This window comes from Comamonas koreensis (assembly GCF_014076495.1).
In the GTDB taxonomy this organism is placed as follows: domain Bacteria; phylum Pseudomonadota; class Gammaproteobacteria; order Burkholderiales; family Burkholderiaceae_C; genus Comamonas; species Comamonas squillarum.
Genome location: NZ_CP043575.1, coordinates 1056421 through 1072980, shown reverse-complemented (window position 1 = coordinate 1072980; position 16560 = coordinate 1056421). Strand labels below are relative to the sequence as shown.

13 protein-coding genes are annotated in these 16560 nt (G+C 65.7%); 1 reads left to right on the top strand and 12 read right to left on the bottom strand.

The window, feature by feature from the left end:
• Positions 1–37: 37 nt before the first annotated feature.
• The gene (locus F0Q04_RS04825) at positions 38–901 is read right to left on the bottom strand and encodes a pirin family protein (RefSeq protein WP_182344761.1); all 864 of its coding nucleotides are present in this window, start codon (positions 899–901) and stop codon (positions 38–40) included.
• A 143-nt stretch (positions 902–1044) separates the two neighbouring features.
• Here F0Q04_RS04825 and F0Q04_RS04820 point away from each other — a divergent pair, with 143 nt between their 5' ends.
• Entirely contained in the window at positions 1045–1956 is a 912-nt protein-coding gene (locus F0Q04_RS04820) for a LysR family transcriptional regulator (protein ID WP_182344759.1), read from the top strand.
• Between the two features lie 49 nt (positions 1957–2005).
• On the opposite strand, the gene F0Q04_RS04815 is transcribed toward F0Q04_RS04820, so the two are convergent.
• The 11 genes from F0Q04_RS04815 to F0Q04_RS04765 all read right to left on the bottom strand — a co-directional run bounded on the left by F0Q04_RS04815 (position 2006) and on the right by F0Q04_RS04765 (position 16556).
• On the bottom strand, positions 2006–5092 hold the full coding sequence (locus F0Q04_RS04815) for a DUF5979 domain-containing protein (RefSeq protein WP_182344757.1): 3087 nt from the start codon (positions 5090–5092) through the stop codon (positions 2006–2008).
• A 497-nt stretch (positions 5093–5589) separates the two neighbouring features.
• A complete protein-coding gene (locus F0Q04_RS04810; RefSeq protein WP_198424346.1) occupies positions 5590–6441 on the bottom strand; it encodes an amidohydrolase family protein in 852 nt (283 codons plus the stop codon).
• Positions 6438–7589, bottom strand: coding sequence for an FMNH2-dependent alkanesulfonate monooxygenase (ssuD, locus tag F0Q04_RS04805; RefSeq protein WP_116926139.1), 1152 nt, complete (start codon positions 7587–7589; stop codon positions 6438–6440). Before ssuD ends, F0Q04_RS04810 begins: the two co-directional genes overlap by 4 nt.
• Positions 7590–7709: 120 nt before the next feature.
• Positions 7710–8327, bottom strand: a complete 618-nt coding sequence (locus F0Q04_RS04800; RefSeq protein WP_116926209.1) for an NAD(P)H-dependent oxidoreductase — start codon at positions 8325–8327, stop codon at positions 7710–7712.
• Between the two features lie 124 nt (positions 8328–8451).
• On the bottom strand, positions 8452–9732 hold the full coding sequence (locus tag F0Q04_RS04795; RefSeq protein WP_182344755.1) for an acyl-CoA dehydrogenase family protein: 1281 nt from the start codon (positions 9730–9732) through the stop codon (positions 8452–8454).
• Positions 9729–10520, bottom strand: a complete 792-nt coding sequence (locus tag F0Q04_RS04790; protein ID WP_182345550.1) for a MetQ/NlpA family ABC transporter substrate-binding protein — start codon at positions 10518–10520, stop codon at positions 9729–9731. The genes F0Q04_RS04795 and F0Q04_RS04790 overlap by 4 nt, the downstream gene beginning before the upstream one ends.
• An 80-nt stretch (positions 10521–10600) precedes the next feature.
• On the bottom strand, positions 10601–11407 hold the full coding sequence (locus tag F0Q04_RS04785) for a MetQ/NlpA family ABC transporter substrate-binding protein (protein WP_182344753.1): 807 nt from the start codon (positions 11405–11407) through the stop codon (positions 10601–10603).
• Between the two features lie 149 nt (positions 11408–11556).
• On the bottom strand, positions 11557–12915 hold the full coding sequence (locus F0Q04_RS04780) for an LLM class flavin-dependent oxidoreductase (protein WP_182344751.1): 1359 nt from the start codon (positions 12913–12915) through the stop codon (positions 11557–11559).
• A gap of 50 nt (positions 12916–12965) precedes the next feature.
• Positions 12966–13829: a MetQ/NlpA family ABC transporter substrate-binding protein gene (locus tag F0Q04_RS04775; protein ID WP_116926135.1), complete on the bottom strand. Its 864-nt coding sequence runs from the start codon at positions 13827–13829 to the stop codon at positions 12966–12968.
• 19 nt (positions 13830–13848) lie between these two features.
• On the bottom strand, positions 13849–15300 hold the full coding sequence (locus F0Q04_RS04770; RefSeq protein ID WP_182344749.1) for an LLM class flavin-dependent oxidoreductase: 1452 nt from the start codon (positions 15298–15300) through the stop codon (positions 13849–13851).
• Positions 15300–16556 carry an SfnB family sulfur acquisition oxidoreductase gene (locus tag F0Q04_RS04765; RefSeq protein ID WP_182344747.1) on the bottom strand — a complete coding sequence of 419 codons (1257 nt, stop codon included), beginning with the start codon at positions 16554–16556 and terminating at the stop codon, positions 15300–15302. Before F0Q04_RS04765 ends, F0Q04_RS04770 begins: the two co-directional genes overlap by 1 nt.
• Positions 16557–16560 lie beyond the last annotated feature (4 nt).

Genomic DNA, 16560 nt, shown 5'->3' with positions numbered 1-16560 from the left:
CCGCCTCAACACGGCTGCGGCATCTCAGACCCGCCGATCAAGCCCGCATGCTGCCAAACTTGCCGCTGTTGAAGTCATTGACCGCCTGCACGATCTCCTGCTGGCTGTTCATCACAAAGGGGCCGTAGCCGACGATGGGCTCGTCGATGGGCTCGCCGCTCATCAGCAGCAAGGCGACATCGCCATTGGCCTCCAGTGTCAGCTTGCGGCCTTCCTGGGCCATCACCACCAGCTGCGCCTCGCGCGCCACATCGTTGCCGTTGACCAGCACGATGCCCTGCACGATGGCCAGCGCCGTGCTCCAGCCTTCGGGCAGCTCCAGCTCCAGCTTTTCACCGGCGACCAGGCGCAGATCCCAGACCTGCATCGGCGTGAAGGTCTTGGCAGGGCCCTGCTGGCCTTGGTAATCGCCGGCAATCACGCGCAGTTGGCCGCCGCCAGGCAAGGCCACCGCAGGGATCTGCGACTGGACAATCGCCTGGTAGCCCGCGGGCGCGCCCTTGTCCTTGGCAGGCAGGTTGACCCACAGCTGCAGCATGCGCAGCGTGCCACCATGGGCGGTAAACGCAGGCGAATGGAACTCCTCGTGCAGGATGCCAGCGCCGGCCGTCATCCATTGCACATCGCCAGGGCCTATCTCGCCGCCCTGGCCGGTCGAGTCGCGGTGCGCGACCTCGCCGTCATAGACGATGGTCACGGTCTCAAAGCCCCGGTGCGGGTGCTGGCCCACACCGCGCGGCGCGCTGGCAGGGGCAAACTCGGCCGGGCCGGCAAAATCGAGCAGCAAAAAGGGGCTCAGCAGCTTGCCGTGGCTTTGGTAGGAAAACAGTGAACGCACAGGAAAGCCGTCGCCAACCCAGTGCTGGCGGGGTGCGTCTTGGACATGCAGTACGTTTTTCATCGGGGATTCCTGTCTGGCCTCCAAGCTAGGTGTCGGAAGGCTGTACCGTTATTGTGGGGTTGAAACACTGCGAGCGGTAGACGGCATAATTCGCCTTGATAGTTCTATTTTTTGAACGATAAGACCATCCCGCAGAGCACCCCATGCAGCCATTCGACCTCAATGACCTGTTCTATTTCGTCCAAGTCGTCGACCATGGCGGCTTTGCGCCCGCCGGGCGCGCGCTGGGCATGCCCAAGTCCAAGCTCAGCCGCCGCATTGCGCTGCTCGAAGAGCGCCTGGGCGTGCGCCTTTTGCTGCGCTCCACACGCAAGTTCGCGGTGACCGAGCTGGGCCAGACCTACTACCAGCACTGCAAGGCCATGCTGGTCGAGGCCGAGGCCGCGCAGCTGAGCATCGAGGCGGTGCAGTCCCAGCCCCGGGGCGTCGTGCGCCTGAGCTGCCCCATCACCTTGCTCCATGAACTGGTCGAGCGCATGCTGACCGACTTCATGGTCATGTACCCCGAGGTGACGATCCAGCTGGAGGCCACCAACCGCCCGGTCGATGTGATTGGCGAGGGCTTTGACGTGGCGATCCGCGTGCGCACCATGCCGCTGGAGGACAGTGACCTGTCGGTGCGCATGCTTTCTGTCCATGCCCAGCACCTGGTGGCCAGCCCCATCCTGACCGCGCGCCAGGGCATTGTGCGCAGCCCTGCCGATCTGTCGCAGTGGCCCAGCCTCTGGCTGGGTTCGCCCGAGCAGCAGTTTGTGTGGAAGCTCGAACACGACAGCATGCCCAGCATCCAGGTCCCGCACACGCCTCGCCTGATCACGACCGACATGGTGGCACTGCGCAGTGCGGCGATGGCCGGCCTGGGCGTGGTGCAGTTGCCGATGATTATGGTGCACGAGCAGCTGGACAAAGGCACCTTGGTCAAAGTGCTGCCCGAATGGGGCCCGCGCAAGGAGGCAGTGCATGCGGTATTCGCCTCCCGCCGGGGCATGCTGCCGGCGGTGCGGGCATTGATCGACCATCTGGCGGCCGCATTCGCCAAAGTGCCCGGCTGCTGAGGCGGCCGGGCACGGGTTGGCTAGGTCGCAGCGCTCAAGCGCTGCGCGCTTACAGCATGCGCCTTCTGCGCGCCATACCCAGGCCCGCGATCAGGCCCGTCAGCACCAGATAGGCCCAGGGACTGCCCACCGGCACCGCGCGCAGCTTGCCGTTGTTGCCGCCATCGATGGGGTCAACCACGCTGCCGTTACTGGTCAGCGGATTGCTGACGCTCAGCGCCACATCGCTGCCAGCAGGTATCACCACCGGGTTGGCGCTGTACACCGGCGCCCGCCACTGGTAGCCCGCAGGCGCTGCGGCCTTGCCCGTCTCAGTCACTGTGCAGCTGGCATTCGCAGGCAGATCGGCCAAGTGGACGCTGGCTTCTTGCCCATTGGCTACCGTAACGCTGGCGGTGTGCATGCCGTCCGGGCCGCAATCCAGGCTGAAGTCGAAGCTGCCATTGGCGGCTGCAACGCCTGCTGCCGGGCCGGTGATGCGCTTGGTCAGTTGCACACCGCCCGTCAGCCGCTGCAGGCGGTTGGTCACCGTAAAGCCCTGGGCCTGCTCGGCAATCTCTGGCGCACCGCTCCAGCCATAGCCCGCAGGGGCCGCCGGCGGCGTGTCTTCGGTGGCCGTGCAACTGTCGCCTTCAAACACCGTCAGTGCTGCGCTGGTGCCGCTGGTCGCGCCTGCGGCGACCGTGGCCGTCCAGGTTTGCGCAGGCTGCGTGCCGCAGCGCAGGCTGCCACTGAAGGTCATCGCCTGGGGCAAGCCCGTCGCCAGGCCTGCAATGCTCTTGGTCACGGTCTTGGTGGTCGTCGGTGCAAATATCTGCAGGTTCACATAGCTCTCGTTGGACGCAAGGATGGGGTCAATCACGCCAGCAGGTACCGCCGCATAGGCGGTATTGGTGTAGGTGCCCGGTTGGCCACCCGCGGTGGTCTGGATGACAAAGCGCACCGCGCCGCCATTGCCCAGCGACGTCACCACACTGCTCACGGTGCGGGTGGCCGGGTCATAGTCGACCGTTGCGCCGCACTGTGCAGGCGCCACCAGCACGCTGCAGCTGGCATCGCTGAACACCACGCCAGCGGGCAGTGGATCGGAGAAGACCACATTGCTGGTGTCGGCCGGGCCGGCGTTGTGCATGTCCACCGCGTAGGTCACCTGCGCGCCGCTGGTGGCCGTGACCGGGTTGACCGATTTGTTGACCGACACGTTCGAGCAGCTAAAGCGCTGCATGGCCGTCGTGGCCACGTTGTCGGAAGGCACCGCCTCTTCGACGCCATCGCCAGGGTTGGCCGAGAACTCGTTGACCAGATAGCCCGATGGCCAGTCACAGCTGCTTTGGGAATAGCTATAGGTCAGGCTGTAGCCGATGGTCAGACTGCCACCCACCGGCAGCTGTGGCACCTGCGCCTGGAAAGGCCAGGAAAACCCGCTGATGCTGCCCGTATAAGGCGCAGGAAACACTGAAGCGTCCGGGCACACGGCACCACCGGCTGCTGAGCAGCTGATCGCAGACGATTGCACATCCAGGCGGTTGGCCAACTCAAACGTGATCAGACGATCGGCGATGGACGCACCATCGGCAGCTGCAGGGCCCTTGTTGGTCACGGTCATCGTGTAATGGACGGGCACACCCGGCTGGTACAGGTCCGCGCTTTGCGTCTTGGTCACCGCCAGATCCGTTCTGGGGCATGCCGGCGTGGCCGGCACCAGGATACCCACCGACGCCACGTTGTTGCTGGTGTTGGAGTCGGTCATGTTGTCGGGCGGGTTCGCCGAGAACTCATTGTTCAGACCACCCAGGGTGCGCCCGCATGGAATGCTGCCATTGAAGCGGGTTTGCACCTGGTAGATGATGGTCAGCCGCCCGTTGACGGGCAAGACCGGCACCTGGGTATTGAACAAGCTCACATACGAGGCATTGCCGCTCGGCTCCAGGAACTCCGAGGACGGTGGGCAGACTGCGCCCCCTTCGGCGAAGCAGCTTTGAAACTGCGTGTCGACCGCGAAGTAATTGGCCGAGCCGCCATGGGTGCGGATGATGTCCGCGATGCTGGCGCCGTTGGCCGCGTTCGGGCCAGCATTGACCAAGGTCATCGTATAGGTCACCAGATCCCCCATGGCAGGCACCGGCGGGTCCTGGGTCTTGCTCACCTGCAGATCCGTCGTGGGACAGGCGGGCGTGCCGGGCACCTGCAAAATGGCAGTCTGCTGGTTGTCGGCCGGGGTGGTGTCCACCATGCCATCGAGCAGCTGGAGCGAAGCCTGGTTGAACAACTGGCCGGCGGGGCGACCGCAGGCGGCATTGGGCACCAGATAAGGCGTCATCGTATAGGTGACGACCACCGCGCCACCAGGCGGCAACACTGGCACCGTGGCGTTGAACACCGGGCCGTAGTCGTTGGCACCGCTGTGGTTGGGGAAGCTGGCATTGTCCGGGCATTGCGCGCCACCGCTGGCCGTGCACTGGTTGAACACCAGATCTGCCCCAATGTGGCTGATAAAGCTGTTGCTCAGCCGGTCGTACAGCGCCACGCCATCGGCAGCGCCCACGCCGTTGTTGCGCAAGCTGATGGTGTAGGTCAGCGGCACGCCGCTTTGGAAGCTGTCGCTGCTTTGCGTCTTGGTGACGGCCAGGTTCACCTCATAGCGCATGGCCGTGCTGATCGAGCTGCTGTTGGAGCCCGGCACCGGATCGGAGGTCCCTGCCGGGGCACTGATGGTCGCTGTATTGGTCAACGTGCTGGGGCCCGTCACGCCAAAACGGGCCTGGATCTCCACCCGCACCTTGCCCTGGTTGGGAAAGCTGGCCAACGTGCCAGACACCACGCCACCGGCCAAGGCCAGATCGGCCGGGCAGGTCGCACCACCCGTGGCCAGCGTACAGGCCAGCGTGACATTCGCCAGACCGGCGGGCAACACGTCCTCAAAACGCGCGCCATTCGCCGCGTTGGGACCGTTGTTATCCATCTCCAGCACATAGCTCACCGGCGTGCCGCCCACAGCCGATGATGGGCCGGATTTGGTGATTTGCACGTCAGCCACCTGGGCCAGCGCGTACAGCGGCGAGGCAGCGAACAGCAGCACCGCAGCCTTGGCCTTAGCGCGGTGCAGCAAAAATGGCCACCATGATTGTTTGAGCATCATTGTTCTTTCCACATAAATAATAAAAAAACAATTTGCGATAGAGAAAATGCATTAATTCAGGAAAAAAATTTCCTGGTTTCCGAATTCTTCAAAAAGCAGCAAGTACCCACATAAAAGCACTTCTCTCAGCAAAAAACCAAAGACGCAATTATCCGCAACCTGTTAGAAAATGTACCAACCGCTTGGTTAACAAAACATTAAGAAACATTTGTTGTAAATCTATTGACGATTTATTGACAATTACCCTTGGGTAAACCCCAGGTAGCGGCGGCGGGGGGCGCAGGCGGTTTGGATCGCCATGGCGTGCAAGAAGTCGATGGCCATGGGGGCGTTGCTCTGGATAACAGCGACCGTGCAGCCGATGGCGCACCACCGCGCTCCCGCCCGGCAGAGAGGTCTGCCACGCGGCCCTCGCCGCATACGCAAAAAAGGGCTCCTGTCGGGAGCCCTTGGTGGAGTGGGATGGGAGCGGCGCAGCATTCGCCGCAGGCCGACTACAGCCCCAAAATGCGCGCCGCATTGCCATGCAGCAGCTTGGGCAGCACGGCCTCGTCAAAGCCCAGCGCCAGAAAGTCGTCAATGCTCTGGCCGATGGGGCGGAAGGGGTAGGACGAGCCGAACAGCAGTTGGTCGCCCAGGAACTGGTTGGCCGCCTGCACATAGGCCTGGTGGCCGGGCTGGAACACATACATGTCCGGCACCAGGTAGACATTGGCGTAGCGGAAGGCCAGGCCAATGGCCTCCTGCACACGCGGCCAGTAGCCGTGGTAGACGACCAGCGGCAGATCGGGAAAGGCCTGGGCCACCTTGGCCAGGCGCGCCGGGTCGTTGAAGCTCGGGTCCGGTGTGGTCGGGCCGCTCATCAGGAACACCGGCACACCCAGCTCCCGCGCGCGCTCATAAACGGGCCAGTACACGGGGTCATCGGGGTGGCGCGCCGGGTCGCCAAAGCCGGGCTCCAGGTCGATGCCGCGCAGGCCCAGCTGCTTGACGGCCCGCTCGATCTCGTCGAGCGCCGCCTGCTCGCCTTGCAGCACCGGGTCCACCCCGGCAATGCCCAGCAACTCGCTGTGGCCCTGCACGATCTGGTGGATCGTATCGTTGGGCAGGTGCTGCGAAGGCGTGTGCCGCCCCACGACCACGGCCTGGCTCAGGCCGGCATCGCGCACCGCCTTTAAAAAGCCGTCTTGGGTCAGCGATTCCTCAAAGTGCGTATCGCTGCCGCGCGTACCCACGCGCCGGTTCAGCCAGCGGGCGGTGTCATGCTCGGGCGAGCCGGGCGTTGCGCCAAAAAAGTTGTGCAAGAACGCTGGCCGGCAGCGCATATCGATCACGGGCAGGCTCATGAAGCCGACTCCTTCCATTGTTGAACACCACGAACATCAAACGCGCCGCCAGTCTGCGAGCGCGCGGTGGTCACGCTCTTCTTGCCCAGCAGCGGAAACACCAATTCGGCAAAGCGGATCGACTCCTCCAGGTGCGGGTAGCCCGACAGCACAAAGGTATCGGCACCAATGTCCATGTACTCGCGCAGGCGCTCGGCCACGGTGGCCGCATCGCCCACCAGCGCGGTACCGGCACCGCCGCGCACCAGGCCGACACCGGCCCAGAGGTTGGGTGCCACCTCCAGCTTCTGGCGGTTACCGCCATGCAAGGCCGCCATGCGCGCCTGGCCGACCGAGTCCATGCGCGCATAGTTCTGCTGCGCTTTCGCAATGTCCTCGTCGGTCAGCTTGCTGATCAGGCGCTCGGCATCGGCCCAGGCCTCCTCGTTGGTCTCGCGCACGATCACATGCAGGCGCACGCCCAGGCGCAGCTGGCGGCCGGCAGCGGCGGCACGTGCCCGGATATCGGCAAACTTGCGCGCCACGGCCTGGGGCGGCTCGCCCCAGGTCAGGTAGGCATCGACATGCTTGGCCGCCAGGTCATGGGCGGCGTCGGAGGAGCCGCCAAAGTACAAAGGCGGATACGGTTTTTGCACTGGCTCGAAAAAGTTCTTGCCCTGCTTGACCTTGAAGTACTTGCCCTCGTGGTCCACCGTCTCGCCGGCCAGCAGGCGCCGCCAGATGCTCAGAAACTCATCGGCATAGGCATAGCGCTCGTCATGGGCCAGAAACACGCCATCGGCCTCCAGCTCGGTGGCATCGCCCCCGGGCACCACATTGAGCAGCAAACGCCCGGCGAGCGCCTGATCCAAGGTAGCGGCTTGGCGCGCACTGGGCACCGGCATGCCCAGCGAGGTGCGCAGCGCCACCAGCAGCTTGATGCGCTGGGTGACCGCGACCAAGCTGGATGCCACCACCCAGGGGTCGAGGCACGAACTGCCGGTCGGAATCAGCAGCCCGTCATAGCCCAGGTTCTCGCTGGTCGTGGCAATGCTGCGCAGGTACTCGGGCGTGGGTTGGCGGCCAAAGTCCGAGGCGCCCAGGTAGCGGGTATCGCCGGAGGTAGGCAGGAACCAGAACAGCTCCGGTGGGGATGAGGTAGAGGCCATGGCAAAGGGTCAGGATGGCTGCAAGGCAAGGGGCGTGCAGCAGACGCCGCAGGGCATGCTGCGCCAGCCCGACCGCAGCGTATGCAGGCGGGTGGCGTTTGAAAAGAAGCCTGAACGCGCTTAAGCGGCCTGGCGCTCCAGCGCATGCAAGGCAGGCTGGCTGCTGCGCTGGCTGTGCGCCAGCGCGCTGAGCACCGGCACCGCCAGGCTCACCGCCAGCGAGATATGCTTGTGCAGCGCCTCGCTCACCACCACACCGCCCTGGATGTCTTCGGGCGTTGCATAGACGCCGATCGGCAAGGTCAAGGCCGAGAAAAAGCCGAACAGCGGGCGCAGCTGGTGGTCCAGCACCAGCGAATGGCGTGGGCTGCCGCCGGTGGCAGCCAGCAGCACGGGCGTGCCCTGCAGCGCATGCTGGTCCACCAGGTCAAACAGGTGTTTGAGCAGGCCCGGCAGGCTGCCCCGGAACACGGGCGAGCCGACGATCAGGAAGTCCGCGGTCTCGATCGCTTCCAGCGCATCACGGGCGGCGGCGGACAGCGCATCCTTGTACAGCACCGGGCCGATGTCGGCCACCAGATCGACCAGGTCGATATGGCGCACATCCAGGCGCACCGCCTGGGCCGACTGGCCCAGGGCCTGGCCCAGTTGCAGATGCAAGCTGTCGAGCAGGCTGCGGGTGCGCGAAGGCTTGCCCAGGCTGCCATTGACGATGACGGTTTTCAAGATGCGGCTCATGTTCATTCCAGTCGTTCACACGCAAGGGGCCAGGGCCCGGCCTATCCGGGTCGCTGCCTCCAGCGTCAAGACAACCATTACAACCACTGCGCCGCCGCAGGCCAAGGAATGAAATCTCATGTTCTTATGCGTTTTTTGCTGCGAGCCCCACCTGCCAGAAGTAGACCGGCTCGGCGCCGTTGAGCAGCATGTCGCCCACCGACTTGGCCTTGTAGATGACCGGGTTGTGCGAGGCCAGCGTGCGGGCATTGCGCCAGTGGCGGTCCAGCCGCAGGTCCTCGGCCAGCGCGCTCGACCCGCCCACATCAAACATGCGCGTGGCCGCCTGCAGCACCGCATCGACCACCGCCACCTGGGCCTGAGCGGCACGCAGCTCCAGCGCATCGAGCTGGGCCTTGTCCGCGCGCTCATGGCCAGCCTCGGCGCTGCGCAAGATCGGGCCCAGCGCCTGGGCCACATCGCGCACCACCAGCTCGCTCATATAGGCGGTGCTGGCCAGCTGGCCCACAATCTGCTGCACCAGCGGATCGTCCTTGGGCAGGGCGGCCGCGCCATGGCTGAACACGCGGCGGCGCTGTTGCACATAGGCCAGCGTGTCGCGGCTCAGCGCGCGGGCAATGCCCGCCAGACTCGCTAGGTGGAAGAGCTGCGCAAAGGCCACGATGGGCGACGGCTCGCCCGCGCGGAACTGCAGCACCGCATGCGCTGGCACCGGCACCGGCACATCGCGCAGCACCGTGGTGCCCGATCCGGTCAGCCGCTGGCCAAAGCCACGCCAGTCATCGAGCCGCTCCACACCATCCGCACCGCCCGCTACCAGCGCATGCACCGTCTGGTCCGGCTGGCCGGGCACCACCGCGCGCGCCAGCACACTGATCCAGTCGGCATACAAGCTGCCGGTGCTATAGAACTTCTGGCCATGAAGCCGCCACTGGCCAGGCACCGCTGGGTCGGGCACCAAGGTGGTCTGCAGGCTGCCGACGGCCCCCTCGCCCACCTCGGTCGTCGCATTGCCAAAGGTGGCGCCCTGGGCCACCAGCGGCAGCCAATGGCGCTGTGCCTCGGGGGAGCCCTGGTAGAGCACGCGGTCGACAAACAGAAAATGCGGCCGCAGGATCTGGGTCAGGTTGGGGTCGGCCTCGGCCAGGTCCACCAGCAAGGCCACCAGCTGCTCCAGCGATGCGCCACTGCCGCCCAGGCTTTGAGGCAGGCGCAGGGCAGTAAAGCCGCTCTCGCGCAGCCATTGCAGCGGCGCATGGGCGAGAGTGCGGCTGTGCTCGCGCTCGGCAGCACCTTCGGCAATGCGCGCAAACACCGGCGCAAAACGCTGCTGCAGATCGGTCAGGCGCGGGGCCTTGGCATCAGCAACCTCGGGCACGGGGCGTGTCAGTGTGGCCTCGGTCATGGCGCGGCCTTCGCGGCGTTCTTCCAGGGCAGCGAATAGAGCTTGGCGTCATCGGCAAACGAGGCGCTGATCTGCTTGGCCACCGCGGGCGACGCCTGGTAGAGCTGCACAAACTGCGCAATGCGCGGGTCCTGCTTGCGGTCGCTGCGGGCCACAAAGCGGATCGCGTAGTACAGGTCATCGACGGTCGAATACAGCAGCGCGCGGCTGGCCAGCTCGCGCTGGCCGGCGTTGACCAGGTGGGCCGGATAGCCCTGGGCGAGGGCCACATCGTCAAGCGCACGCACCAGCTGCGGGCCTTCGACCTCCAGCAGCTTGAGCTTGCGCGGGTTGCCGACGATGTCGTTCACGCTGGCCTTGGCGCCCACGCCGGGGCGCAGGCTGATAAGCCCGGCCGTTTGCAGCAGCAACAGGCCCCGGGCCTGGTTGACCGGGTCATTGGCCACACCGACCGAGGAGCCGGCGGGGATATCGGCCAGCGCCGCATGCTTTTTCGAATACAGACCGATATTGGGCAGCAGGCCCACGCCCACGCTCTCGATCTTGTAACCCCGGTCGCGGATCGCATTGTCCAAAAAGGCCTGGTGCTGGAAGTAGTTGATATCGATATCGCCGGCATCCAGCGCGGTGTTGGGCGTGGTCCAGTCGGTGAACTCGATCACCTGCACATCCAGCCCGGCCTGGCGCGCTTCCTTGGCAGCGACCTGGACCGAATCGGCGAGCGAGCCAGGCGTGACCCCGATTTTCAGCGGGGCTGCCACGGCGGTGGCCGCCATAGCGGTGGCCATAACGGCGCCGGCGCCCAGCGCCAGCAGGTATTTTTTCAGCGCAAATGTCTTCATCGTCTTTCCTTGGGTAGGTGGCTGGCTCACTTCAGCCAGGGCAGGCTGTAGAAGCGGCTTTCATTGGCGTACGAGGCATGGATCTGCTGGCGCACCGCCTGGGATTGCTGGTAGATATCAATGAACTGGCGCACCCGCGCGTCCTTCACGTTATCGGCCCGGGTGACAAAGTGGATGGCCCAGAAGGCATCCGTGCCGACGCTGTAGTACAGGCCCTGGCGGGCGGTCTCGAGCTGGCCCGCCTGCAGCAGTCCACCCAGGCTCACCACGGTGATGTCGGCATCATCGAGCGCCCGCGCCAGCTGGGGGCCGGCCACTTCGATGAACTTGAGCTTCTTGGGGTTGCTGGCGATGTCGTCGATCTGGGCCAGCTGCGGCGCATTGGCGCGCAGGGTCACCAGGCCCGCATCGCGCAAGGTGGCAATGGCACGTGCCTGGTTCGAGGTGTCATTGGCCAGCGCCACGCTGGCGCCGGTGGGCAGGCTCGCCAGGCTTTTGTAGCGCTTGGAGAAGATGCCGATATTGCCGCGCGAGCCCACGGCCGCCGCGCGCAGGTCCTGGCGGTTTTCGCGGTTGAAGGTATCGAGGAAGGCCTGGTGCTGGTAGTAGTTCAGGTCCAGATCGCGGTTGACCAGCGCGGTATTGGGCAGGGTCCAGTCGGTGAACTCGACGATCTGAACGTCGAGCCCCTGGGCCTTGGCTTCGCGCGCCGCGATCTGGGCGGAATCGGCGAGCGAGCCGGGCGTGACGCCGACGCGCAGTGGCTGGGCCTGGGCGGCGCCCAAGGTGGCGAGCGACAGCAGCAGGGCTGTCAAGGAGGGGAAAAACTTCATGGCTGCTTTCAAAAAATCTCGGTACTTAGAACCGGTAACACGACCCAGCAAACCGAAGGTTTGCGGTTGAGACTAGGCGTCCTGCCGCAGGCAGTACAGTAGTACGACAAGGCAGGGCAACGACGTATCAAGGGTTGTGTTAGCGGCTCTTATCGGCGCTGCTGCGCGCCGGGGTGGTTGGCGGGCAGACCATCCCCACGGCCAAACAGCTTGTGGCGCAGGCTGCCCTCTTCGTAGCGCGTGCGGTAGCGGCCGCGGTTTTGCAGCTCGGGCACGGCCAGGCTGGCAAAGTCCTCCCAGGTCTCGGGCACGACGATGCGGGTGAGATTGAAGCCATCGATCTCGCCGACATCGATCCAACGCTCCAGCGCATCGGCCACCTGCTGCGGGTCGCCGACGATGGTGTTGTAGCGGCTGCCCAGGCTGAACTGTTCGAGCAGCTTGCGCCGCGTGGTCAGGCCCTGCTGCTGGGCGGCCTGCACGGCCGACTGGATGGCATTGCCCTGGCCGTAGACGATGGGCTCGTCGAGGTCGTACTGCGCAAAGTCCACGCCGGTGCTGGCGGCAAAATGCGCCAGTCCCCCTTCGGCACTGGCATAGGCCAGGTAGTCGGCGTATTTCTCCTCGGCCTCGGCCTGGGTGGGCGCCACCACCACGGCTGCGCCCACATAGATCTTGATGTCATCGGCCCTGCGCCCAGCGGCCATGGCGGCCGCACGCAGCTTGCGCGAGGCACCCCTGGCCGCCTCCGGCGTGCGCGCACCGATAAAGATGCCCTCGCCATGCTGGCCGGCAAACTGCAGCCCGCGCTGCGAGGTGCCCGCCTGGAACAGCACCGGCGTGCGCTGGGGCGATGGCGCACTCATGTGGATCGCATTGGCGCGGTAGAACGGGCCGTCATGCACCACAGGGTGTACCTTGTCCGGCAGGGTATGGATGCGGCGCGCCTTGTCGGCGATCACGGCGCCGTCCTCCCAGCTGCCTTCCCAGAACTTGTAGGCCAGCGCCAGAAAGTCGTCGGCGCGGTCATAGCGGCTGTCATGGTCGGCCAGGCCATCCTGGCCCAGGCCACGCGCGCCGCTGTCCACATAGCCGGTGACGATGTTCCAGCCAATGCGCCCGTTGCTCAGCTGGTCCAGGGTGCTGACATCGCGGGCAAAGGTGTAGGGCTGGTGGGCGTTGACGGTAGCGGTCAGGCCAAAGCCCAGGTGCTCGGTCACCGCCGCCATCGCCGACACCAGCAGCCAGGGGTTGTTCACCGGCAGCTGGATCGCCTCGCGCAGGGTCAGGTCCACGCCGCGTTGGTAGACGTCGTAGTAGCCCACCACGTCGGCGATAAAGATGCCGTCGAACAGGCCGCGCTCCAGCAGCTTGGCGATATCGGTCCAGTACTTGAGCGTGTGGTACTGGGTGGACTGGTCGCGCGGATGCGTCCACAGGCCGTGGTGGATATGTCCGACGCAGTTCATGTTGAACGCGTTGACATGCATGATTTTTTTGTCAGTCATAACCAGTGCGGGTGAGCGCAATCAGTGAATGCCAGGTGTAGCGACGCCGATCACCACGAAGGGATGACCACGCCATTGAAGGCCTGCTGGATATAGCTGCGCACCTCGTCGGTGCGGTAGGCGGCCACCAGCTGCGGCACCCAGGGGGCGTTGCGGTTTTTCTCCTGCACTGCTATCAGGCAGACATAGGGGCTGTCCCCGCCCTCGACCAGCAGCGAGTCCTTCGTGGGGTTGAGCCCCGCCTTGTAGGCATAGTCGGCATTGATGGCAGCCAGCTCCACATCGTCCATCGCGCGCACCAGCATGGGCGACTCCAGCTCGACAAAGCGCAGCTTGCGCGGGTTGTCGGTGATGTCCTGGGTCGAGGCAAACACGCCCTTGATCGGGTCGATGCCGGGCTTGAGCTTGATGAGACCGCCCTTCTCCAACAGCAGCAGCACGCGCCCACCATTGGCCGGGTCATTGGGCAGCGCAATCTGCGCGCCCACCGGCACGTCTTCGAGCCGCTTGTAGCGCTTGGAGAAAAGCGCAATCGGGCCCACCCAGGTGCGGCCAAAGCCCACCAGCTTGTAGCCGCGTGCACGGATTGCCGCCTGCAGGAAGGGGCCGTGCTGGAAGCTGTTGGCATCCAGGTCACCCGCATCGAGCGCGGCATTGGGCATCACATAGTCGCTGAAGGACACGATCTCGATCTTGAGACCATAGTCACGCTCGGCGACCTTTTTGACGGCCTCGAACACCTGCTCATGCGGGCCCGAGGTCACCCCCACTTTCAGCACCTTGGTCGTTACCGGCACTGCGGCCTGCGCCGTGCTGCGCCAGGCGCCCGTGGCCAGCGCGGCGCCAGCGGCCAGCGACGAGGACAGAAAACGCCGGCGTTGGCCTGGCAGCGGAGAAGAAGGGTTCTGGGACATGGGGTTTCCTGGATGGCGCTCAGGCCAAGGCCTGGGCGCGGGGTGTGGAGAGGGATGGAGAAGCAGCAACGCTGACGCCACCGACGGAGGGCTGCTGGCGAAACTGCTGCGCATGGTGGTGGGCCGGCAGGCGGTCGCCCTGGCCAAACAGCTTGTGGCGCATGCTGCCGGGCGCATAGGCGCTCTTGTGCAGGCCCCGCGACTGCAGCTCGGGGACGACCAGGTCGATAAAGTCGCCAAAGCATTCGGGCACCACGGTGCGGGCAAGGTTGAAGCCATCAACACCAGCCTCATCCACCCAGGACTGCATCTCGTCGGCAATCTGCTGGGCATCGCCCACGACGGTGGCGTAACGCCCGCCCAAGGCCAGCTCATCGAGCAGGTCGCCCAGGCGGTAGTCCTCACGGCCATTGGCCAGGCGCTTGATCGAGTTCTCGATGCCATTGCTGCGGTGCTGCTGCAGCAGCGGCGTGTCGCGCTGGTAGGTCGAAAAATCAATGCCGGCCGTGGCCGACAGATGCGCCAGCGCAGCCTCGGGGCTGGCATAGCGGCAGTACTCCTGGTACTTTTCCTGGGCCTGGCGCGCGGTGGCGGCCACCACGGGCGTCATGCCCACCAGCACCTTGATGTCGCCGGGCTGGCGGCCGGCACGCACGGCTTCGGCGCGCAGCTGGCGCACCAGCGTGGCGGTGGCGGCCTTGTCCTGGATGGCCATGAACACGCATTCGGCATGGCGCGCGGCAAACTGCAGGCCCCGGCCCGAGCTGCCCGCCTGCAGCAGCACCGGCGTGCGCTGTGGCGAGGGCTCGCTCAGGTGGTAGCCATCGACCTGAAAATGCGGGCCGCTGTGCTGCACGCGGCGCACCTGCTGCGGGTCGGCATAGATGCGGCGCGTGCGGTCGCGCAGCACGGCGCTGTCGCTCCAGCTGCCCTCCCAGAGCTGGTAGAGCACGTCCATAAACTCATCGGCGCGGTCATAGCGCGCATCGTGCGCCAGCTGCTGGCGCTGGCCCATGGCGCGGGCAGCCGAGTCCAGATAACCAGTGACAATGTTCCAGCCAATGCGGCCTTGGGTCAGGTGGTCCAAGGTAGAAAAGCGCCGCGCCAGCAGATAGGGCTGCTCGTAGCTGAGGTTGACCGTTACGCCAAAGCCCAGGTGCTCGGTCACCGCCGCCATCGCGGGCACCACCAGGGTCGGGTCGTTGATTGGCAGCTGCACCGACTCGCGCAGGGTCACATCGACCGACTGCTGGTAGGTGTCATAGACGCCGATGATGTCGGCGATGAAGAGCCCATCGAACAGGCCGCGCTCGAGCTCCTTGGCCAGGCCGGTCCAGTAGTCCAGGCGGTGGTAGTGGCTCGATTGGTCGCGCGGATGCGTCCACAGCCCATGGTTGATATGGCCGACGCTGGCCATGTTGAAGGCATTGAGGATGATGGGCGCCCGCGCGCCGGCAGCGGTGCTGGCCATCACAGTGCTCCGTGGCGCGGGGGCAGCACGCCGCTCAGCGCATAGTTGCCGATGGCATGGTATTTCCAGCGCACGGGGTCATGCAGGGTGTGGGTGCGCACATTGCGCCAGTAGCTGTCAAAGCCGTGCTCGGCAAAGGTGGCCGAGGTGCCACCCAGCTCCAGCAGCTTGTTGGCCGCCAGCAGGCCGGCCGTATGCGCCAGCGCACGTGCCTGCGCCACGGCCACCGAGGCCGCAGCCACCGTGTGCGCCGTGGGCTCCTGCTGCGCGGCATCGACCAGGCTGCCCGAGCGCCGCAGCAGCGCCCGCGCCGCATGCAGGCGCAGCTCCACATTGCCCAGCGCCTGCAGGGTCAAGGGGTCGTCGCTCGCCTGCGCCACGCCGGCATCCACCCAGGCGCGCGACTGGTTGCGCACAAAGGGCAAGGTGGCACGCAGCGCGCCCTCGCCAATGCCCAGGTCGATGGCGGCATGGATGATCTGCGCAAACGGCCCGATGGTGCTGGGGCTGTCGAAGCTCGATTGGAAAGGCACGATCCAGGCCTCATCGATGGCGACGTTCTCCAGCAGCACCGAGCCGCTGCCGGTGACCCGCTGGCCCATGCCGTCCCAGTCGTCGATCACCGTCACGCCCGGCGCCGTGCGCGGCACAAACACCATCACGCTGACGGGGTCCTGGGCCTCGTCGATCACCTGCATGGTCTGCACCGGAATCCAGTGCGCAAAGATGGCGCCGGTGCAGTAGAACTTGCGGCCATTGAGTACCCAGCCCGAGCCGCCCCGCTCCAGCCGCGAGCGGCGGCGGTAGTCGCGGTGGCCGATCTCGGACAGTGCATTGCCAAAGCGCTCGCCCGCCTGCACCCGTTCGTAGAAAAAGCGCTGCTGCGCCGCGCTGCCGCCCACGCGCAGCACCTCCAGCGCATAGAAATGGTTCTGCGGAATATGGCCCAGCGATCCATCGGCCGCCGCCACGGTGGCGATCAGCTGCGCCACCGTCCAGGCGCTGGCCTGCAGGCCGCCGTAGGCGCGCGGCACGGTGATGGCCCAGAGGCCGCTGTCGCTGTAGGCCTCGATTTCTGCCCAGGGCAGGCGACGCTCGCGGTCGCGCAGTACCGCATCACCGGCCCAGGCATCGGCCAGCTGCTGGGCCTGTTGCAGTGCGGCCTGCTCGCTGGCAAACACGGGGGGGCGCTGGCGTGGTGCGGGGGCGGGGGCCACCGGGCTGGCAGCGGCGATCACAGGGGGAGAGGTAGTCATGGTG